Here is a 20,505-nt window from a genome sequence, read left to right on the forward strand (position 1 = left end):
TTTGTTTTAAGACGACACAATTAACCCTAAGGTTACAATTTCCGAAAAATATTTTTTTAATCTTTTTTAAACTAATCTGTAACCAAAACTCAAAACCTGTCGTCATAAGCTCAGAACATTTAAATTTAATCAATTAAAAACGAAAACATTATGGGATCAGAATTAATCATTATACCAATTATATTTGGTGCAATCTTTGGAGTATTTTATTTATATTTTTCAACGCGAAACAAAGAACGTTTAGCACTTATCGAAAAAGATGCAAGTATTTTTATGAAAGGTAAACAGCACGCAGCGCCAATCTGGAAAGTACTTACCCTTAACCTTTCCCTTTTATTAATGGGCATAGGGCTAGGAACTTTTATAGCATCTATTATAGATAATTACTCAACATTAGACGAAGACGCCATTTATCCTGCAACAATTTTCTTTATGGCTGGAGTGGGACTTTTTATAGGCTTTAATATGACCAAAAACCTTGATAAAGAATAAATTTCATATCACCAACTAAACTTAAAAGCCACTGTTAATCGACAGTGGTTTTTTTATTTACATCGCTTAATGTGTATATTAGACAAGATGAACTCCAATATATACATTCAATCTATGAAACACCTATTTTGTAACCTACTCGTCTTCATATTAGTGAGCAGTGCCAGTTCACAAACTACAATTGTCGACGAAGAAACGCAATACCCTGTGTCTTATGCAACTATCTCATTTGGTGACGGACAAGGTTTATTTGCAGATGATGATGGTTTATTTATATTCACTAAAAACTGTATCCAGATGTAGATTCACTATATATTTCTGCCTTAGGCTACAAAGATTTAGCAATAGCTACAATAAATCTTCCAACGACTATTGAGATGCAAATAGAAGCTAATAAGCTCGATGAAGTTATTGTAAACGCTAAAATAAATAGAAAGTTCAAAAAAGAAAAAATATTTAGATGACGACTATTATAAATGCTGGCTACCTACTATAGAAAGTGAAATCGCAGTGTTTTTCCCGAATGACAATGACAAATTAAAAAAAATTACGTCTGTGTTATTTCCAATTACTTTAGAATCTAAAGATTGGAATAAACGCAAACGGTCAAATGCCGATAAGCGTAAATTTTCAACCTTGTTTAAAGTGAAATTCTATAAGAATGATAACGGCATTCCAGGTGACGTCATGACCTATTCAAATATTGTATTTCGAGTCACTGAAAAAAATGGTGATGCGTTCAAACTCGATATCTCAGAGCACAATTTATTTATTCCGAAGGGTGGTTTTTTTGTATCCTTACAGGTTCTTGGATACACAGATCCAAACGGAAAATTACTGCCAAATAAGAAGTATAAAGAGATTAAATCTAAAAACGGTATTGTAAAAATCCAACTAATTTTAGACCCTTACCCTTTACAGATGAAATTAATCAACACCACACCTATATTAAACGTGTGTTTATTAGTGGAAATGGGTACAGTTCAAACAAGGCAATGGTATTGAATCAAGTTTATTAAGAACTAACCTCAACAATTATGGTGTTGGCATGACTTATAATATCTATAAAGATGACTAGTGCTTGGCACCTATATGTGATGGCTGTGATGTATATTATCGCTGGTATTATGCATTTTGTCAAACCAAAACTCTATCTGCGTGTCATGCCAAGATATTTACCATACCATAAACCCTTGGTGTTTTGGAGTGGTATAGCGGAAATAGCATTGGGTATTGGTTTATGCATACCAGATTTAAAAACCATTTCTATTTATGGTATCATTGCCATGCTCGCAGTATTCTTACTCGTACATTTTTATATGTTATCTGGTAAGAAAGCATCGGCTGGTGTGCCAAATTGGCTCCTTATACTTCGCATTCCTTTGCAGTTTGGTTTGATGTATTGGGCTTGGTGGTATTTATAATTTGACTAGTCAATAATTAAGGTGTTGAATTAGACACCTGTAAGACTTTCCCATTATAATATTTATTTCCATTAAGTGCAAAATCTTGAATATAGGTTGCCATTTCCAAAGCGGTAGTTGGTGCTTGATAGTCTGGAAAAGCTTCTTTCAGCATTTCGGTTTGAACAGCACCTAAAGCGAGCACATTAAATTGTGGACCCGTCTCTTTATATTCTTCGGCTAATAATTCGGTAAGGGTTATTACGGCTCCTTTACTTGAGCTGTAAGCTGCTAATCCGGGAATTTCATACTACCTTGAATGCCTCCCATTGAACTTATAGTTACGACATGTCCGTCGTTCTTCATGTAAGGCAACACAATACGCGTCATTAACATTGGTTTCATAAACCTTTGTAAAATCCTTAAACGTCGTTTCTGCAAATGGTTTATTAAGTAACATCCCAGCATTATTGATTAGAATATCAACATGCTTCCATTCATTCTGAATAAACTGTTTTTTGGTAATCATCTTCCTCGCATAAATCGAAAGCAAATGATTCTATGTTGTCGAAATGAAGATTATTTACGGGTTGTGCATTTCTTGATAAGGCTAATACATTATGACCTTGTTTAGCAAACAAATGAACTAGTTCAAAACCAATTCCACGACTGGTGCCAGTTATAATTATATTCTTAATCTGCTTCATACATTATAATTTCTTTAGTCTCTGTGTTACTCATTGTTTCTATTGCAGGTATCACGGCATTAATCAAACTTGCCATATGCTCATAATCTAACTTATCTATTTCATCATCAGCATGATGATAATAATCATAATTGGAAAGATCGCATGATGAAACTGTATGACAAGGCAACTTAAATTCTTTATAGAACGCATAGTTATCAGACTGTCTAAATAAATTGTATTTTTTTTGCAATTTCAGAAAACCCAATAAAATTAGACCCCAAATATTCATTCATTTTTTGAGCAATATTTGATTTTTCAAAACCAGTCACAAATGCCGTATAATCGCGATCTTTAAAAGGCACACCAATCATTTCGAAGTTAATCATGGTGTATAGGTTAAGGTTTTTCAGATTTCAATCGTTGCGCTAAATGTTTAGATCCAAGAGTCCCATTTCTTCAGCAGAAAACAAAGCGATCATAATACTTGCGCTTATTATTTTTCTTAGTTGCGAAATACTTGGCTATTGCCATAACAGCACTTGTTCCTGCCGCATTATCGTTTGCACCATTAGCTATTGAATCATTCTCTATAGCTTTTGCATATCCGATGTGATCGTAATGTGCTCCTAACACAATAACCTCATTCTTAAGTGTTGTATCTGTACCTTCAATAAAACCAACCACATTAAATGCGTCCATTTCACCAACTTTAAAGTTATCTCTATATGTATCGTAATACGGTTTTACACCAAAAGTTTTCAACTGATTTCAATGTAAGTTGCAGATGCATTAATGCCATCCGAACCTGTGTTACGACCTTGATTTTTGTCTGAAGCCAAATACATCACGACTTCTTTAACTTCGGCACTCGAAATAGTGATTGATTTGGATTCTGTTTTTACGGAGGACTTACAGCCTAGAATAAGTAATAAAACAACTAATGGAAAAAGTTTTTTCATGTAGATTATTATTTGTCACTAAAGATAAAAAAACCCGAATTGAAAAAAATATCAAATCAGGCTTTTAATATCGTAAGTATCTGAACTAAGTTCAGTATTATAAATTTTATTTAATTTAAACGAGCATTGTTACAGGATTCTCAATATAGCCTTTTAACGTTTCTAAAAATTGAGCTCCTGTCGCACCATCTACAGTCCTATGATCACAGGCCATTGTCAATTTCATTGTATTGCCAGGAACAACTTGTCCATTTTTAACTACTGGCTTAGACACTATAGCTCCAACTGATAAGATTGCAGAGTTTGGCTGATTTATGATTGAGGTAAAACTCTCAATGCCGAACATTCCTAAATTAGAAATTGTAAAGGTACTACCCTCCATTTCGTCTAAAGTTAGTTTCTTGTTGCGAGCACGTCCAGCATAATCTTTTACCGCAGCTCCAATTTGTGGCAAACTTTGCTCATTTGCAAAACGCACCACAGGAACAACAAGGCCATCAGGGACTGCAACTGCAACACCTATGTGTACATGATTATTAAGTTGCATTCTATGATCAAACCATTGTGAGTTCACTTGTGGATGTTGACGCAACGCTAAAGCACAAGCTTTCACAATCATATCATTATAAGAGATCTTTGTATCTGGTATGGAATTGTACTGTGCTCTAAAAGCCATTGCATTTTCCATATCAAACTCCACATTTAAGTAATAATGTGGTGCTGTAAATTTCGATTTTGCTAAATTTTTAGCAATCGCTTTACGCATATTTGAGTTTAGAACTTCATCAAAATCTTCCTGACCAGAAGGCACAAATTTAGCTACTGGCGCTGAAGACTGGGCTGTTATTACTGGTGTAAAGTTTTCTATATCGCGTTTAACAATTCGGCCATTCTCCCCAGAACCTTGGACTTGAGACAAATTGATCCCTTTTTCTTCAGCCATTTTCTTTGCTAACGGCGACACAAAAATTCGACCATTATTTGTAGAAACAACTCCTGTGCTAACTTGAGCAGTAGCAATTGTTTTCTTTGACTCTGTTTTTGGAGTCGCTATAGTTTCTTGTTTTGGAGTTTCTTCTGTTTTTGCTTTAGAAGATGAAGCTCCAACTTTAAAGTTTTTCGCCACAGCAGACACATCTGTACCTGCAGGCCCAATGATTGCTAAAAGTGCGTCTACTTTAGCAGATTCACCTTCATTTAAACCAACATGTAATAAAGTTCCCGATTGGAACGATTCAAATTCCATAGTCGCTTTATCAGTTTCAATTTCTGCTAAAATATCACCTTCTTCAACAGCATCACCTACCTTTTTCAACCAAGTCGCGACAGTCCCTTCTTCCATTGTATCGCTCAATCGAGGCATAGTCACTACTATAACTCCTTCGGGTATTTCAACGTCATTAGATGTCTCAGCATCTTGAATGTCTTCAGATTGTTTTTCAAGGTCTTCTGACTCTTTAGCTGCGTTAACATCATCAACCTTATTTTCAGAAGCTCCACCAATTAATAGACCTGAGATGTCTTCTCCTTCTTCACCAATAATGGCTAAAAGCGAATCAACTTTAGCTGTTTCGCCTTCTCCGATACCGATATGAAGTAAAGTTCCTTCATTGAAAGATTCAAACTCCATTGTAGCCTTATCAGTTTCAATTTCAGCTAAAATATCACCTTCTTCAATTTTGTCTCCTACTTTTTTTAACCAAGTGGCAACAGTTCCTTCTTCCATTGTATCGCTCAAACGCGGCATATTAATTACTTCTGCATAGCTTATATTTTGTGTTGTATAAATGGATAATCTTCTTGTTCGTATACGGCATCGTACATCACATTTAAATCTGGATAAGGAGAATCTTCGGCAAATTGCTCACATTCTTTAACCAAATCTTTAACGCGCTTGTCCATGACTTTAATCTCGTCGTCGGTGGCATATTTCTTTTCTAAAAGAATATCTTTTACCTGAGTGATTGGATCTATTTTCTTGTACTCTGCCACTTCGTCTTTCGTTCTATAATGCTGAGCATCACTCATCGAATGACCTCTATAGCGATAAGTTTTAACCTCTAAGAATGTTGGCCCACCACCAGTTCGTGCTCTTGTAATAGCTTCGTCAAAAGCTTCGGCAACTTTCACTGGATTCATCCCATCAACAGGACCACAAGGCATTTCATATCCTAATCCGAGTTTCCATATATCCGTATGGTTTGCAGTACGTTCAACAGAAGTTCCCATTGCATAACCATTATTTTCACAAACAAAAACAACTGGCAAATTCCAGAGCATTGCTAAGTTAAATGTCTCATGCAATGACCCTTGACGTGCAGCACCATCTCCAAAACAACATAAGGTCACAGCATCACTTCCATGGTATTTATCCCCAAATGCTATACCCGCTCCTAATGGAATTTGACCCCCAACGATTCCATGACCACCATAAAACCGATGTTCTTTTGAAAAAATATGCATTGATCCACCTAACCCTTGAGAGGTCCCTGTAGCCTTACCATATAATTCCGCCATGACACGCTTAGGGTCCACACCCATCCCAATAGGCTGAACGTGGTTTCTGTATGCCGTAATCATTTTATCTTTCGTCAAATCCATAGCATGAAGCGCTCCAGCTAACACCGCTTCTTGACCATTATATAGGTGAAGAAATCCTCTTACTTTTTGTTGAATGTAAACTGCAGCAAGTTTGTCTTCAAACTTTCTCCAGAATAACATGTCTTCATACCATTTTAGGTAAACTTCTTTTGTTATTTTTTGCATTGGTGGCGTTAATTATTTAAACGAATAACAAAAGTAACACTTTAGTTAGTAATGAAAAAACTGAAAATCGTAAAATTTAGCACGAAAACGTTATAGAAAACTACGATCGAATCCCAGCGGTAATAAATTTGCGAGCGAGTGAGACTTGACAATCTTTCCAGATGTACCCATAAAGTAAATTTCTATTGGAAACTCTTGCTTCACTTCGTATTCAGCTATTGTTTGTCTGCAAGCTCCACAAGGAGGAATTGGTGTGGTATTGATGTTGTTTTGAGCTCCAGCGGTTATTGCCATACTTACAATTTTAGCATCTGGATATTGAGCTCCTGCATAGTATATAGCTGTTCGTTCGGCACATAAACCAGAGGGATAAGATGCGTTTTCTTGGTTACTTCCTGTTATGATTTCACCATTGTCTAATAATAATGCAGCGCCTACTAAAAACTTTGAATAAGGTGCATAAGCTTTTAATCTAGCTTCTTTGGCGTTTTCCATTAAGGATGCAATATGATTTGGTAACTCATTAGAGTTATCATAAACACTAAGCTTTGACTCAATTCTAATCTCCTTCATTACAAACTGTATTAGACAAAAAAACTATTGCTTAAGAACAATAGTTTTTTTGTTATCAATATAATTGACGACTAATATTCGTCATATTCGCCATCTCCAAAGTTAAAGGTTAGAGAGAAACGAAGTGTATTTTCTAACGGGCTTTGCACCTTTGAAGCCGAGAATAAATATGATAAGTCGATATTTATTGTCGTGTATTTAAATCCTGCACCTAAAGCAAAAAACTTTCGTGCTCCTTTTTCATCACTTTCATTAAAATAACCAGCTCTAAATGCAAAAGACTCTTGGTATAAATACTCAGCACCTAAAGCCCAAGTAAACTCTTTTAATTCTTCACTAAATCCTCCTGGCGCATCACCAAAAGATTGAAAAACGCCTGATAAGAACCCTACATCATTAGATTGACCTCCCGTAATAATCGTAGGTTCTCCTTCATCAATATCTGTTGTGGATGGATCGTCTACTGTTTGCTGACCGTCACCATCTGTATCTACAAATCCAAATAAGGGAGGTGTAGGCACTAAAAGTTTTGTCACTTCAGCCGTAACTGATAATTTGTTGTAATCATCAAAGATGAAATCAAACCCTCCACCTAAACGCAAATTTGTTGGTAAGAAGTTCTCTCTACCACCATCATCATATTTAATTTTAGGTCCTAAGTTTTGAATGGCGAATCCAAAGCGTGTTCTACCGTTAAAACTATTGTATGCTTCTTCTTCACTCTGATAATATCCAGTAATGTCAACACCAAAAGATCCAGCAGCTTGAGCATTAGCATCAACAGACTGGATTCGTAAATCCGAGCGTAAATAGCGCAATACTACTGCCATTGAAAACTGATCTGCCAATCGTAAAGAATACGACGCATCTATTGTAAATTCATTAGGTTTTTCTATGATAGGGTCTACAAATTCATTTTCACGAATTTCAATTTCTCCAAGGCCAAAATATTTAAAACTAAAACCAAAGGCACTTCGCTCATTGATTCTATTAAAATAGGTCAAATAAGCAATAGAAATATCATTTACTAATCTACTCAAATAAGGCGTATAACTCACTGCTATTCCTGATTTTGCTTCAGAAAATGTATACTTCGCAGCGTTCCATTGTTGTGCATATGCATCTACAGAAGTCGCAACTCCCATATCTCCCATACCTGCAGCTCGCGCGTCGGGCGCAATCAACATAAAGGGCACACCAGTTGTTATTACTGTAGACTGATTATCAAATGTTATGGTTTCTTGAGCATTTAACGTGTTAAATACTGTAAGTATAATTAGGGCTAAAATGTATTTTTTCATATGTAATTTCATGTTCATTTCAAGGTATTGCTACATTGCTTATATTAAGCAAATATAAATCTTTATTATAGTATGACAAGTTTTTCGATTTTTTCAACTTGTTTATTTAAACGGTTCGATCTCACTTTTAGTTTATAAACATAAACTCCTTTTCCTATTTTTTCTCCGAAATCGTCTCTACCATCCCAAACAATATCCTTTGAAAGTGAGCTCGTGATTTTACTTCCTCCCGAAGTTTGACCATTTAATGTACGAACAAGTTTACCAGAAACCGTAAATATTTGTACTGAAACGTCTAAAACATCTGAACTATTGTGATTAAACCAAAATTCGGTATAATCAATAAACGGATTTGGATAGTTTAAAACATTAGTAATGACCAATTCATCATCTTTATCTCGCACTAGAAATTCTATTTCGGCAATTGATGAATTATTATATACATCCCAAGCTTTAAGCGTTAAGGTATGTAACCCTGGCTCTAGTTCTCTAAAGGCATAACTTAATTTTCCGCTTTGGTAGTCATCTACATTGGCTTGATAATAATCATTTAGAACAAATGGATTGGTTTCATCACCATCAATAATCGCAGTAATATCATGACCAATACCACTTGCTGTATTGATTCCGTTATCATCTTGCAATTTTGCAATAAGTGTTGGTTGTTCATTGGTAATTCCTCCGGATACGAAATTTTCATCATTCATAAACAAATTGATTACCGGACCAATATTGTCTTCCTCTGCATTTTCATTTATACCTCCTACTTGAATATCGAAACTATAACCTGCCTTATCATCAAGTATATTATCTTGTTTAGAATAAAAACTCACCTTACCTTGCCCTACTGGAATTCCGATATCTCGAGGCACCACATATTCAAATTCAAAGTTTCCATTGGTTACAGTCGCCTGTCCTTTAAAAATAGTTTCTCCTATCGTTTTAAAATCCAATATAATAAGATCCCCATTACTTGTCGTCCCGTCGTTTCCTAAGGTTTGTCGATCAATTTCTTTATCAAATACAGTCGCAGTGACGACGCCATTATAATTTGACAAGAAATTTCCTGAACTATCATAAACTTCTCCAGACATTTTAACTCTATCCAATGCTTTAAGTGGCTCATTAAATTGGCTTAATGGAATATCGTTAACTTGAGTTAAACGAATTTCGGGCTTTGCAAATGCTAATTGCATTGCAGGATCACCAATAAAAAACACTAGTGATTTTTGAGGGCTTCCAACAACACCAACATCATTTTTAGTTCGTCTTAGGGCTTCTCCAATAGTAGGATACTCATTTGATCCATAACTAAACAAGTACTGATCAAGAACTTCATTAAAAGACACACCTATAGTAACAAAAATCTGTCTTGTCGTGGTAATTAATCCAATAGCCCCTCCTATTTTATTCCAATAGGTAAATTCACCGGCCGTTATTCTTTGTGGATTATCAAACTTTGTATACTCACAGGTCACAGTCACAAAGAGTGGAAATTTGCATACATTTCTTATATCTTGAGCATCGTTCTTTGTAAAAATACGTTCACCAGACAATCCGTCTTCTCCGCCATGACCAAAATAATTAACAACCAAAGCACCAACTTCAATCGCATCTTTAATGGCTTTATTCACTTCAGGGTAACGTTCTCCGCTCGCCGTGGATTCTTGTTGAAACGCGTCCGTATGAATCTTGATAACATTCATAAAAGGTTTTTCTTCTGTCACCTCATTTCCAATAGCATCGGTTGTGCTTTCAAGAACTATTTCCCAGTCTTTATCAACATCATCTGAAATAACTACAAAATTATTTCTCCAACTGCCAAATGCTTCTTCTTGATAATAACCGTCTATTTTATCTACTAACTCTTTGGCGCGCTGAGGAGACTCAGCTAATATTCTACCAACAGCAATATCTAATCGATCTTGAATTTGCATCAAACCTTCATTTTCATCCATCATTCCGTAGAAATCATCAGAAATAAATGAAGAGGTCAAACTAAAACTCTCCAATGAATTCCATATTGGTACGATATTAGTATTATTTGAAATACGATCTTTATAATCGTAGGATGCATCTCCGAAAAGACATAAATATTTCATTCTTCGATCGGGAGAACTAGCGTTATCATACACATATTTAACCATATTTCTTATGGCTGATATATCGGGATTACCAGAGCTAAACTCATGATAAATTTCATTTAAAGTTACCACTTTGACATTTAAATTATATTGTTCTCTATTAATTTGAGCTAGACGTTCGGCTTGTGTCACAAAATTATTATGAGATACAATAATATAGTCGACATCCTGAAACTCGCCTTGTGCATTTTGAAAAATGGTTCCTTTTATATTCTGGTTGCTTACTGAAGTATTTGCGTCTCTCGACGGCTGGTAATAATCTATACTTGAAACGGTGACATAATTTTTATTAGTTCCAGCAACGTCTTTAAAACTGAAGTTGGCACTCTGATCACTATTTACTACTCTTTGTACATTATATTTATCGGTTATATCCCAAACTTCTTGTATTGAGCTGGCATTACCAATTGTGTATTCTACAATTCCTGGGTTAAGAGCCACGTCATCATTTCTAAACCTGAATTGCGTGCCTTCAAAGATTAATCCTCTTGTAGCTTCAATAGAGATATAGTCTAAATAACCAAATGCTGATGGGTTACTATTATTATTAAAAATCAATTTAACAGCAACATCAGATGAAGGTAAATCAACCTCTTGATCAAAGGTTTTACTATCCGCGAGAATAGGATCATCAACAATAACAAACCCTAAAGTACTAATCAATGTACCATTTAATAAGATTTTCATATCGGTAATGGTCGACTCACTAACTCCTGCGGTAATAACTTTCATCTTTGCTGGTTCGGATGCAATAATGTTTGGAAAGTTAAAGCTAAAGTCTTGTTCATTTTCAATATCAAAGCGTTCACCAAACCAGCGTCTTCCTATTTTTGCCAAGTTATTTTCATCCACTTCATAAAACTGATAATCTTGAAAGGTATTTACGTCTATAGTTGGACTTCCATCAGGTTGATTCAATGACTGTATCCGCTTACCAAATGCGCCTTGAGTATTTACATAATAATAGGATTTATTAGAATAGAGATTTAAATTAGTATCACTGTCTTCATTGTAACCCGTCGGACCTTCGGCATAAAACAAGATGAAATCTTCATTATTGAATACACCGTCCTCTTCTCCAACAAATCGAATCGCATTTTCCGTAAGATCAAATGGATAATACTCATTGTTGGCTAATGGCAGCATAGCACCACCATTACCATAAATCTTTATGGTTCTTGGGTCGACATTAGTATTGACACCTATCGAACTTAAAAACGACTTACTCAATCTAAATACTCCAGATTTATCTACATAAAATCTATGCCAAGTACCCGTATTCAAAATTGAATTTGTAATTTCTTGAGTGCTTTGAGCCGATCGAGATAAGTTTCCATACTGGTATGTAATCGTAAAAGAAGTCATCTTTTTATAGATACCACGATCATTAATAATTGGCGTAATTTCAAAATAAGCGGAAATTTCATCTCTATCAATCGCATTCTTTAAACTTAGTTTTGGCGCATTAGGAATCAATTCTAAAGGAAGTTGTTTCAACTCTGAAACAGTCATATTACTGTAAGAAACCTGGCTTAACACAACAGAATTTTCATTGATATAATTACTCTCTTCCCATTGTGAAAAGAATATTAAGCCTTTCTTATAAGTAAAGTTAAAATGTTTTTTATCAAATCCAGGAACTTCTAATGATGCTGTTGAAGTTTCTAAGGTTCTTGGTGATTCCCAACTAATATTAAATTGCTTTTGCTGAGAAAACCCAAATAAAGAGCAAACAATTAATGGTAATAGTAAGTACTTTTTCATAGTCAAATAACGTCTATAAACTCGTGATATTATGGAGTCTCAATTTTTTATTCAAAATTACAACAATAATTGATTTATTCAACCGTTATTAACATCAAAATACACCGATAAACTGATCAAAAATCCGTTATTGTGTGCAAAAAAGAGGATGAAATGCAACTTTTTTTACCATTTTAGTGCAAAAAAAGTTGTTAGTTTACCTTTAATTACTATATTGCGTGTCTAAAATCAAACTAGCTTACTTAAAAAGTATGGATATGAAAAACATCTTAAACCTAAGGATACTATTGGCCCTAGTACTATCTTTAACAATCGTTAGCTGTAGCAGAAACTCTTCTTCAAATAACGTCTCTAGAGCAACAGGATGGAAAATTAATGACAAAAATGGTGGTTTTCAGTATAACGACAAGTTCCAAGAACAAGAAACTGCACCAGGATTAGTTTTCATTGAAGGTGGAACCTTCACAATGGGTAAAGTTCAGGATGATGTCATGCATGACTGGAATAACTCTCCTAACCAACAACACATTCAATCTTTTTACATGGATGAAAGTGAAGTTACTAATAAAATGTACACAGAGTATTTAGATTGGATAAAAACTACTTATCCGCCTGAAGAAGAAAACTATAGACTAATCTATGAAGGTGCTTTGCCTGATACATTAGTATGGAGAAATCGTTTAGGTTATGCTGAAATGATGACTGAAAACTATTTGCGCCATCCAGGTTACGGTGAGTATCCTGTGGTTGGAGTAAGTTGGATCCAAGCTGTCGAATTCGCTAACTGGAGAACAGATAGAGTTGCTGAAATGGAATTACAAAATGCTGGATATCTAGAAAGAGATTCACATTTATCTTCTTCTGCAGAAAGCAATTTTAATGTAGATACTTATATCAATGCTCCAACACTTACATATGGTGGTAATGACTCTATTATCAATCCTCAAAAATCAAGACGACGTGTTCAAACCACCGCTGCAGGTGATACAATAAACAGATTCGCGAGAAGAGAATCTGGTATAATCGGACCTGATTACAGACTACCAACTGAGGCAGAATGGGAATATGCAGCTCTTGGCTTAAGTGAATTGAGAAGCTATAATGTCTATCGCGGACGTAAAAAATATCCATGGGACGGTCAATACACACGTTCTGGGAAACGAAAAACTAAAGGAGATCAATTAGCAAACTTTAAGCAAGGAAAAGGAGATTACGGCGGAATTGCTGGGTGGTCTGATGATGGCGCTGATATTACTGCTCAAGTAATGTCATATGCACCTAACGATTATGGGTTATACGATATGGCAGGTAATGTTGCTGAATGGGTAGCCGATGTATATCGTCCTATAGTAGATGACGAATTTAATGACTTTAACTACTACAGAGGGAATGTCTACACTAAAAATGCGATTAACGAAGATGGAACAGTGAAAATTGTTACTCCTGATGAGATTGTGTTTGACACTTTAAGTAATGGTCAAGTAATTGCAAGAAACTTGCCAGGTGAAATCTTACAGGTAGGTGTTGACGAAAATGAAACGTACTTAAGAACAAACTTTGATAAAAGTGATAACCGTAACTTTAGAGATGGAGATGCTAGATCATCACGACAGTACGCTGATAGCTTTGATGAAGACGAAGACACTTCTGATAAAAGCAACTTAACTAGCAAAATGTATAACTCTCCGCGACATAACGTTAAAAGAGATTCTACAGGTCAGATTATAAAAGAATATGACACCTCTAATGATAGAACGTCTTTGATTAATGATGAAGTGAGAGTATATAAAGGGGGTTCTTGGAGAGATAGAGCCTACTGGATTGATCCAGCACAACGCAGATATTTCCCACAGGATATGGCAACTGACTATATCGGGTTTAGATGCGCAATGTCTAGAGTTGGTTCAAAAACTCAAGGAAATAGTAAGAAGAGAAACTAATTCTTTTTTTAGAAGATATAAAAGTCCTAATCATAATGATTAGGACTTTTTTCTTACTTTTATTTTATGAAATTAGAAACTATATACAAGCATTTTTTGACATGTGATTCTGTTTGCACTGACACCAGGAAAACCGGAGATAACAGCATGTTTTTTGCGCTTAAAGGTGATAACTTCAATGGAAATAAATTCGCTGAAGAAGCACTTAACAAAGGCGCCACATTTGCAGTTATTGACCAGAAGGAATACCAAGTCAATTCCAAATATTTGTTAGTTGACAATGTCTTAGAAACGCTCCAAAACCTCGCAACATTACATCGTAAAAAATTAAACACACCTATTATCTCCCTTACGGGTAGCAACGGTAAAACCACGACTAAAGAACTTATCAATGCTGTCTTATCGAAAAAATTCAATACAGTAGCAACACTTGGCAACTTAAACAACCATATTGGTGTCCCATTAACCTTATTACGATTGCGGGCGGCTACAGAAATAGCCATTGTAGAAATGGGCGCCAATCACCAAAAAGAAATTGAATTTTTAGCTAATATTGCTTTGCCAGATTATGGACTCATTACCAATTTTGGAAAAGCACATTTAGAGGGTTTTGGAGGCATAGAGGGTGTTATCAAGGGGAAATCTGAATTATATGATCATCTTCGGGATCACAACAAAACTATCTTCATTAATGAAACAGATGCCTTACAATTGAAACAAGCTGGTGCATACGATAAACGAATCCTATTTGGAACACAAACGGAATTATTAGAATCTCAGCCTTACGTCAATTTAAGTTTTAAAAATAATCACGTTAAAACGCATTTAACTGGTGCTTATAACTATAATAATATTTGTGTAGCAATTGCTATCGGACAGTACTTTGAGGTCTCTGATCAGCAGATTATCGAAGCGATTGAAAGTTACATTCCTAGTAACAATAGGTCTCAAATCATAAAAAAAAATAGTCACTATATTATTTTAGATGCCTATAACGCTAATCCCACTAGTATGATAGCTGCTTTGGATAATTTTAAAAATCAAATGAATCAGAATAAAGTGGCAATTTTAGGCGATATGTTTGAGTTAGGGACAGATTCAAAATTAGAGCACCAACGCATTGCGGACATAGCCAATTCTTTAGAATTACAGTATTTAATCTTAGTAGGTGAGAATTTCTTCAATATTGAAACGAAGCACGAGCATATTTCATATTTCAAATCTTTTGAAGACTTAAAAAATGAATTTAACAACTTTGAATTCAGAGATTCAATGGTTCTCATTAAAGGCTCTAGAGGAATGGCTTTAGAGCGAGTATTAGACCTGTTTTAAATTATATGAAGTACATCTGGATTAACTCCGTTCATCCAGATACAAACCACTTTTGCAAATAGAAAATCTATAATCACTAATGCGATTCTTTATTTTTTTATTGAAGTAAATCCTCAAAGCTTTCCTTTAGATTTACTTCAATAAAAAAATCTACACTCTCATGTAGATTTTCTGCTTGAAGTGGGTCATACTGGATTCGAACCAGTGACTTCTACCCTGTCAAGGTAACACTCTAAACCAACTGAGTTAATGACCCTTAGTTTTAAAACCAAAAAAGTCTACAATAATGTAGACTTTAGTGGGCGCGAAGGGATTCGAACCCCTGACCCCTTGGGTGTAAACCAAGTGCTCTGAACCAACTGAGCTACGCGCCCTAAATATTGGACTGCAAATATAGTCTAGATTTTTAATTAGCAAAAGCTTTTTTGTAAAAAAATAAAATAATTTTTTTAAGTCAGACTTACAATACTCAAACGACTTCAGCAACCACAAATGTGCTGCCTCCAATATAGATAAAATCCTCTGACTTTGCTTCAGACAATGCAGCCTTAAATGCCTTAGAAACACTAAAATATGATTGGCCTTTAAATCCGGCTTCAATAAAACGAGCCTCCAATATATGTGCCTCTAAACCACGAGGTACATTGGGTTTACAAAAATAATAATATGCATCTTTTGGTAATAATGGTAGAATTGTTTCTAAATCTTTGTCCTTGACAACTCCAAATACTATATGTAAGTCTTGATATGTTTCTTCATCCAACTGTTGTACAATAATGCTCAACCCTTCTTTGTTATGAGCCGTATCACAAACAATTTTAGGTTTTATTTGAAGCACTTGCCAGCGTCCTTTTAATCCAGTGTTTTGAACTACTTTAACTAATCCTGTTTTTATATGAGCTTCGGAAATATTATAACCTAACACTTCTTTTAGAACATGCAAAGCTTTAACTACAGTTTTAATATTCTTTTGTTGATAATTGCCTTTTAAATCTGATTCATACGATACCTTAACCTCGCGATCAGCAAAAAATATTTCAGCATCGTTAGACTCTGCAATCTGTTTAAATACACCTTTAGTTTCTTTTTGTGTCTCACCAATCACAACTGGGACATTTGGTTTGATAATTCCAGCCTTTTCTTTTGCAATAGATTCATAGGTGGTCCCTAAAAATTGCATGTGATCAAAACCAATGTTAGTAATTACAGCTAACTCAGGTGTAATGATATTAGTGGAATCAAGCCTACCACCAAGACCAACTTCAATAACAGCTATATCCACCTTTTCTTTAGCAAAATAGTCAAAAGCCATGCCGACAGTCATTTCAAAAAACGATAACTTGTTGATCTTAAAAAACGATAGATTCCGTTTTATAAAACCAATTACAAATTGTTTACTAACTTCTTGACCATTGATTTTAATGCGCTCTCTGAAATCTTTTAAGTGCGGAGACGTATATAAGCCAACTTTATAGCCGGCCTCTTGTAATACTGATGCCAGCATATGACTACACGATCCTTTTCCATTAGTTCCTGCAACATGAATACTTTTAAATTTTTGCTGTGGGTTTTTTAAGTGTTCAGCAAGATGAATAGCGTTGGTTAAATTTTTTTTAAAAGCCGATTTACCTTGATTTTGATACATGGGTAACTGCTTGAACATCCAGTTGACTGTATCTTGATAATTCATTTAATTCCCTAAGCTAAAGTCAATTTTCACCCAGCCTATTTGTGTAGCTGGCGCTTTAGAATCTGCTGGCCATTCATGAGTCATTGCCGTTTTTCTTGCAGCTTCAAATAAACATGAGACACCATTTGTTCCTCTTTTGCCTGGTATAGCTTTTACAACTTTACCAGAACGATTCACATGTATTTCAACAACTACTCGTCCTTCTTCTTGACAATCTGGTAATACTTTAGAGTAGGTTGCAGTTCCTCTTCCGTTAAGTCCGTAACCTTTACCTCCACCACCATTTCCTGGTCCAAAATAACTTGGAGCATATGGATCGCCATCTAACTGCCCCTTATCTCCTGACCCATCTCCAGGACCTTCTCCTCCTGTTTGAGGTCCATCAGAATTCTTTACGCCGCCAATAAGTGCATCAAGTTTATCTTTTTTGTCTTGTTCTTCTTTTGCTTTTCGTGCTTCTTCTGCCTTTTTAAGTTGCTCCAAACGTTTAGCCTCTGCCTTCGCCTTAGTCTCTGCTTCCTTTGCTTTCTTAATAGCTATCGTCTCAGCCGATTCATTCGTGAGAACTTCTTCAGCTTTACTGTTTGCTTCAGGAGACTCTTCAGTCTTAGTGTTTTCTGTTTGTTGTTCTTCCTTAACTATGTCTTCAACAGGTTGTGATTTTATTGGTTTTGTAGGTTGTACATTTCCTGTCCCTACTGGTGAATCACCAAAATTAACAGCAACGCCGTACTCAATGGGTGGATCTATGTAAGGTGGGCCTACAACAAACAACAGCAGCAGCAAAATAATTGCTATAAGAGCAGTAATTTTAGCTGAATTACGTTCATGTTTGGTCTCAAAGTATTTCATAATGTTGTAGTAAATACAATTTTTGTTCCGAAGTGAATACTTTCTAATTAATTATTAGGTTTAACTGCCAGAATTACCTTAAACTTATTTCTATTAGCAATGTCCATAACCTTAACCACATTTTCAACAGGCACTGACTTTTCGGCTCTTAAAACCACCGTTGGTTGTGTTTCTTGAGACAACAAAGCTATGAGTTCTCTTTCTAAGACACTTTCTCCAACACGCTTCTGATCGATATAATAGGTTAAATCTTTTTTAATGCTTACTGCAACCGATTTTTTGTTCTCAGTTTTTCCGCTTGCCTTAGGTAATAAAATATCAATTGCACTGGTGGTAACCAATGTAGAAGCTATCATAAAAAAGATCAATAACAAGAATACAATATCTGTCATTGACGACATATTGAATTCGGGTGTTACTTTATTTCTACCTCTTATTTTCATTAAATCGGCTCATTTAAGTGGTCTAAAAACTCTAGAGAATTCGCTTCCATTTGGTATACAACTTTATCTGTTTTCACTACTAAATGATTATAAGCCATATAAGCAACAATACCTACGATAAGTCCAGCTACAGTAGTCGTCATCGCTGTATATAAACCACTTGCCAAAACATCCATTTGTATAGTGCCTCCTGCATTAGCAAGTTCAAAAATTGCTAAAATCATCCCGATGACCGTTCCTAAAAATCCAATCATTGGAGCAACTCCCGAAATTGTGGCCAGAATACTCACATGCTTTTCAAGACTATAAATTTCTAATCTACCTGCATTTTCAATAGCGGTATTTATGTCTTCTAGGGGTTTTCCAATTCTAGTGATGCCCTTGTTTATTAAACGTGAAACTGGAGAATTCACTTGAGCGCATAGCATTTGAGCCGAATCTGTTTTACCATTACTCACGTGGTCTTTAATTTCATTCATAAAGTTAGCATCTATTTTTGATGCTGCCTTAATGGCAAATAAGCGCTCAAAATATATATAAATTGCAGCGACAAGCAGTATAAACAGTATCGCAATTATAACTTGACCAGCTGTACCACCACTGCTAATAAGTTCTATGATAGATAACGTTTTCTCAGTAGATTCGGCATCAGTAATCACCTCTGCTCCCTCTTGAATATTACTCTGTAATATCATATTATAGTGATTGAAAATTAATTATAACTATTGTAATAACGATAGTTTTATGTGTAAAGTATACGTCTTAAAATAATGTTCTCGTAAACATAAATACTACAGCACCTGCAAGGAAGCCAATTAGTGCTAACCACGAGATCTTTTTAACGTACCAGAAAAAGTCTATTTTTTCCATACCCATTGCTACAACACCTGCAGCAGAACCAATGATTAACATACTTCCTCCAGTTCCTGCAGAATAAGCAATAAAGTGCCATAGTTCATTATCCATTGGTTCTGAGAACATTCCTAAACTTGCAGCTACTAAAGGTACATTATCAATTACTGCTGATCCAACACCTAGCAATAAAATCACTAAGTCTGACACACCTTCGCCATGTAATTCTGTACCTAACATTGGCATTGTTTCTTGAAGTGTCCCTGCAAAACCAAACAAAATTCCTAACGATTCTAAAGCAGCAACCGCTAATAAAATCCCAAGGAAAAATAAGATACTAGGCAATTCGATTTTGGATAAGGAATGATGAACTGGACTATGATGTGCATGTTGATCATGTTCTTCAGAATCATGACTAGATATACTAAACTTAGAATTACTATAAATTTCAGCAAAAATTGCAACAACGCCTAGAGACAACATCATGCCCACATAAGGAGGTAAATGGGTAATTACTTTGAACACTGGAACGAAAACAATAGCTCCTAAACCAAGGTAAAGCATCGTAGCACTAAATTTACTTTTCGGCTTTTCTTGAGGAAAATTATCAACCTCTAAATATCCTTTAAATGCGGGCATATAAGAAGCTATAAAAGCTGGAACTAACATACATATAAGTGATGGTAAAAAGAGATAACCAAACAAATGACCAACCGACACCTTATTGCCAATCCATAACATCGTAGTCGTGACATCTCCAATTGGAGACCAGGCTCCTCCAGCATTTGCAGCAATAATTATCAAACCAGCATACCAGATACGCACATCTCTATCTTTCACAATTTTTTGTAAAATAGATATTAAGACGATGGTTGCTGTCAAGTTATCAATAATGGCAGAAAGTATGAACGCTAGTATACAAAAGATCCATAAAATCTTACTTTTTTTCTTAGTTTTAATAAAACTCTTAATAGTAGAAAACCCGTCAAAATAATCAATAATCTCGACTATAGTCATCGCACCCAATAGAAAAACTAAAATTTCTGCAGTCTTACCCAAATGATGCAACAAAGTTTCTTCCATGAGGTGCATTTTGCTTTCATGAGCTAAATCTGAAAACCCTTCTACTAAACCGTGATTTGCTGAATCGAACCACTCTGAAAACGAATCGATTCCTAAAGAGATCAATGCCCAACTTATGGCCATCATCACCAAGGCTGGAATGAGTTTGTCTATTTTAATGCTATGCTCAAGAGTTATTGCTAAATAGCCAAATACAAATACTAAAATGATTACATTTTCCAT

The 20,505-nt window shown here is 35.2% G+C and carries 21 protein-coding genes, 2 tRNA genes and 1 pseudogene; 6 read left to right on the top strand and 18 right to left on the bottom strand.

Annotated features, from left to right (window positions below; genetic code table 11):
• Positions 1 to 150 precede the first annotated feature (150 nt).
• The 4 genes from BLT57_RS00005 to BLT57_RS00015 all read left to right on the top strand — a co-directional run bounded on the left by BLT57_RS00005 (position 151) and on the right by BLT57_RS00015 (position 1,916).
• Positions 151 to 492 (top strand): DUF6249 domain-containing protein, encoded by a 342-nt coding sequence (locus tag BLT57_RS00005; protein ID WP_091420499.1) that lies wholly within the window; start codon positions 151 to 153, stop codon positions 490 to 492.
• 114 nt (positions 493 to 606) lie between these two features.
• Positions 607 to 795, top strand: coding sequence for a hypothetical protein (locus BLT57_RS14175; protein WP_231928720.1), 189 nt, complete (start codon positions 607 to 609; stop codon positions 793 to 795).
• A 252-nt stretch (positions 796 to 1,047) separates the two neighbouring features.
• Positions 1,048 to 1,497, top strand: coding sequence for a hypothetical protein (locus BLT57_RS14180; RefSeq protein ID WP_231928722.1), 450 nt, complete (start codon positions 1,048 to 1,050; stop codon positions 1,495 to 1,497).
• Positions 1,498 to 1,562: 65 nt separating this feature from the next.
• Positions 1,563 to 1,916: a DoxX family protein gene (locus BLT57_RS00015; protein ID WP_091420504.1), complete on the top strand. Its 354-nt coding sequence runs from the start codon at positions 1,563 to 1,565 to the stop codon at positions 1,914 to 1,916.
• Positions 1,917 to 1,932: 16 nt separating this feature from the next.
• Here BLT57_RS00015 and BLT57_RS14185 read toward each other — a convergent pair whose 3' ends face one another.
• From BLT57_RS14185 to porU, 11 genes and pseudogenes are all read right to left on the bottom strand, one after another.
• Positions 1,933 to 2,070, bottom strand: a complete 138-nt coding sequence (locus tag BLT57_RS14185) for a hypothetical protein (RefSeq protein ID WP_231928805.1) — start codon at positions 2,068 to 2,070, stop codon at positions 1,933 to 1,935.
• 36 nt (positions 2,071 to 2,106) lie between these two features.
• Positions 2,107 to 2,602 (bottom strand): annotated as a pseudogene (locus tag BLT57_RS14300) (SDR family NAD(P)-dependent oxidoreductase); the annotation flags it as partial.
• Entirely contained in the window at positions 2,589 to 2,834 is a 246-nt protein-coding gene (locus BLT57_RS14200) for a hypothetical protein (RefSeq protein ID WP_231928726.1), read from the bottom strand. The pseudogene BLT57_RS14300 and the gene BLT57_RS14200, both read right to left, overlap by 14 nt.
• A complete protein-coding gene (locus BLT57_RS14205; RefSeq protein ID WP_231928728.1) occupies positions 2,809 to 2,970 on the bottom strand; it encodes a hypothetical protein in 162 nt (53 codons plus the stop codon). Before BLT57_RS14205 ends, BLT57_RS14200 begins: the two co-directional genes overlap by 26 nt.
• A gap of 70 nt (positions 2,971 to 3,040) precedes the next feature.
• On the bottom strand, positions 3,041 to 3,346 hold the full coding sequence (locus BLT57_RS14210) for a M28 family peptidase (RefSeq protein WP_231928729.1): 306 nt from the start codon (positions 3,344 to 3,346) through the stop codon (positions 3,041 to 3,043).
• Positions 3,343 to 3,543: a hypothetical protein gene (locus tag BLT57_RS14215; RefSeq protein WP_231928730.1), complete on the bottom strand. Its 201-nt coding sequence runs from the start codon at positions 3,541 to 3,543 to the stop codon at positions 3,343 to 3,345. Before BLT57_RS14215 ends, BLT57_RS14210 begins: the two co-directional genes overlap by 4 nt.
• 115 nt (positions 3,544 to 3,658) lie before the next feature.
• On the bottom strand, positions 3,659 to 5,290 hold the full coding sequence (locus BLT57_RS00030; protein WP_091420507.1) for a pyruvate dehydrogenase complex dihydrolipoamide acetyltransferase: 1,632 nt from the start codon (positions 5,288 to 5,290) through the stop codon (positions 3,659 to 3,661).
• Between the two features lie 20 nt (positions 5,291 to 5,310).
• Complete coding sequence (gene pdhA, locus BLT57_RS00035; RefSeq protein ID WP_091420510.1) at positions 5,311 to 6,309, bottom strand: pyruvate dehydrogenase (acetyl-transferring) E1 component subunit alpha; 999 nt, start codon at positions 6,307 to 6,309, stop codon at positions 5,311 to 5,313.
• Between the two features lie 90 nt (positions 6,310 to 6,399).
• Complete coding sequence (gene cdd / locus BLT57_RS00040; protein WP_091420514.1) at positions 6,400 to 6,882, bottom strand: cytidine deaminase; 483 nt, start codon at positions 6,880 to 6,882, stop codon at positions 6,400 to 6,402.
• Positions 6,883 to 6,953: 71 nt separating this feature from the next.
• Entirely contained in the window at positions 6,954 to 8,183 is a 1,230-nt protein-coding gene (gene porV / locus BLT57_RS00045; protein WP_091426572.1) for a type IX secretion system outer membrane channel protein PorV, read from the bottom strand.
• Positions 8,184 to 8,248: 65 nt separating this feature from the next.
• Positions 8,249 to 12,091, bottom strand: a complete 3,843-nt coding sequence (gene porU, locus BLT57_RS00050; RefSeq protein ID WP_091420517.1) for a type IX secretion system sortase PorU — start codon at positions 12,089 to 12,091, stop codon at positions 8,249 to 8,251.
• A 251-nt stretch (positions 12,092 to 12,342) separates the two neighbouring features.
• On the opposite strand from porU, the gene gldJ reads away from it, so the two are divergent.
• Positions 12,343 to 14,031: a gliding motility lipoprotein GldJ gene (gldJ, locus tag BLT57_RS00055; RefSeq protein ID WP_091420519.1), complete on the top strand. Its 1,689-nt coding sequence runs from the start codon at positions 12,343 to 12,345 to the stop codon at positions 14,029 to 14,031.
• A 66-nt stretch (positions 14,032 to 14,097) separates the two neighbouring features.
• Positions 14,098 to 15,363, top strand: coding sequence for a UDP-N-acetylmuramoyl-tripeptide--D-alanyl-D-alanine ligase (gene murF / locus BLT57_RS00060; RefSeq protein ID WP_091420523.1), 1,266 nt, complete (start codon positions 14,098 to 14,100; stop codon positions 15,361 to 15,363).
• 181 nt (positions 15,364 to 15,544) lie between these two features.
• Here murF and BLT57_RS00065 read toward each other — a convergent pair.
• The 7 genes from BLT57_RS00065 to nhaD form a co-directional block, all read right to left on the bottom strand.
• A tRNA-Val gene (locus tag BLT57_RS00065) sits at positions 15,545 to 15,619 on the bottom strand.
• Between the two features lie 43 nt (positions 15,620 to 15,662).
• Positions 15,663 to 15,737, bottom strand: a tRNA-Val gene (locus BLT57_RS00070).
• Positions 15,738 to 15,832: 95 nt separating this feature from the next.
• Positions 15,833 to 17,053, bottom strand: a complete 1,221-nt coding sequence (locus BLT57_RS00075; RefSeq protein ID WP_091420526.1) for a folylpolyglutamate synthase/dihydrofolate synthase family protein — start codon at positions 17,051 to 17,053, stop codon at positions 15,833 to 15,835.
• Positions 17,054 to 17,905 carry an energy transducer TonB gene (locus BLT57_RS00080; RefSeq protein ID WP_091420529.1) on the bottom strand — a complete coding sequence of 284 codons (852 nt, stop codon included), beginning with the start codon at positions 17,903 to 17,905 and terminating at the stop codon, positions 17,054 to 17,056.
• A gap of 47 nt (positions 17,906 to 17,952) precedes the next feature.
• Entirely contained in the window at positions 17,953 to 18,348 is a 396-nt protein-coding gene (locus tag BLT57_RS00085; RefSeq protein ID WP_091420533.1) for a biopolymer transporter ExbD, read from the bottom strand.
• Positions 18,348 to 19,043, bottom strand: coding sequence for a MotA/TolQ/ExbB proton channel family protein (locus BLT57_RS00090; protein ID WP_091420536.1), 696 nt, complete (start codon positions 19,041 to 19,043; stop codon positions 18,348 to 18,350). Before BLT57_RS00090 ends, BLT57_RS00085 begins: the two co-directional genes overlap by 1 nt.
• Positions 19,044 to 19,110: 67 nt before the next feature.
• Positions 19,111 to 20,505: a sodium:proton antiporter NhaD gene (nhaD, locus tag BLT57_RS00095; RefSeq protein ID WP_091420539.1), complete on the bottom strand. Its 1,395-nt coding sequence runs from the start codon at positions 20,503 to 20,505 to the stop codon at positions 19,111 to 19,113.

Source organism: Formosa sp. Hel1_31_208 (assembly GCF_900104785.1).
Taxonomy (GTDB): Bacteria; Bacteroidota; Bacteroidia; order Flavobacteriales; family Flavobacteriaceae; genus Psychroserpens.

Excerpts from the sequence above, each read along its gene's own strand:
- BLT57_RS00005 (WP_091420499.1), top strand. The coding sequence starts at position 151 with ATGGGATCAGAATTAATCATTATACCAATTATATTTGGTGCAATCTTT.
- BLT57_RS14175 (WP_231928720.1), top strand. The coding sequence starts at position 607 with ATGAAACACCTATTTTGTAACCTACTCGTCTTCATATTAGTGAGCAGT.
- BLT57_RS00015 (WP_091420504.1), top strand. The coding sequence starts at position 1,563 with ATGACTAGTGCTTGGCACCTATATGTGATGGCTGTGATGTATATTATC.
- BLT57_RS14185 (WP_231928805.1), bottom strand. The coding sequence starts at position 2,070 with ATGCTGAAAGAAGCTTTTCCAGACTATCAAGCACCAACTACCGCTTTG.
- BLT57_RS14205 (WP_231928728.1), bottom strand. The coding sequence starts at position 2,970 with ATGATTAACTTCGAAATGATTGGTGTGCCTTTTAAAGATCGCGATTAT.
- BLT57_RS14215 (WP_231928730.1), bottom strand. The coding sequence starts at position 3,543 with ATGAAAAAACTTTTTCCATTAGTTGTTTTATTACTTATTCTAGGCTGT.
- BLT57_RS00030 (WP_091420507.1), bottom strand. The coding sequence starts at position 5,290 with ATGCCGCGTTTGAGCGATACAATGGAAGAAGGAACTGTTGCCACTTGG.
- pdhA (WP_091420510.1), bottom strand. The coding sequence starts at position 6,309 with ATGCAAAAAATAACAAAAGAAGTTTACCTAAAATGGTATGAAGACATG.
- cdd (WP_091420514.1), bottom strand. The coding sequence starts at position 6,882 with ATGAAGGAGATTAGAATTGAGTCAAAGCTTAGTGTTTATGATAACTCT.
- porV (WP_091426572.1), bottom strand. The coding sequence starts at position 8,183 with ATGAAAAAATACATTTTAGCCCTAATTATACTTACAGTATTTAACACG.
- porU (WP_091420517.1), bottom strand. The coding sequence starts at position 12,091 with ATGAAAAAGTACTTACTATTACCATTAATTGTTTGCTCTTTATTTGGG.
- gldJ (WP_091420519.1), top strand. The coding sequence starts at position 12,343 with ATGGATATGAAAAACATCTTAAACCTAAGGATACTATTGGCCCTAGTA.
- murF (WP_091420523.1), top strand. The coding sequence starts at position 14,098 with ATGAAATTAGAAACTATATACAAGCATTTTTTGACATGTGATTCTGTT.
- BLT57_RS00075 (WP_091420526.1), bottom strand. The coding sequence starts at position 17,053 with ATGAATTATCAAGATACAGTCAACTGGATGTTCAAGCAGTTACCCATG.
- BLT57_RS00080 (WP_091420529.1), bottom strand. The coding sequence starts at position 17,905 with ATGAAATACTTTGAGACCAAACATGAACGTAATTCAGCTAAAATTACT.
- BLT57_RS00085 (WP_091420533.1), bottom strand. The coding sequence starts at position 18,348 with ATGAAAATAAGAGGTAGAAATAAAGTAACACCCGAATTCAATATGTCG.
- BLT57_RS00090 (WP_091420536.1), bottom strand. The coding sequence starts at position 19,043 with ATGATATTACAGAGTAATATTCAAGAGGGAGCAGAGGTGATTACTGAT.
- nhaD (WP_091420539.1), bottom strand. The coding sequence starts at position 20,505 with ATGGAAAATGTAATCATTTTAGTATTTGTATTTGGCTATTTAGCAATA.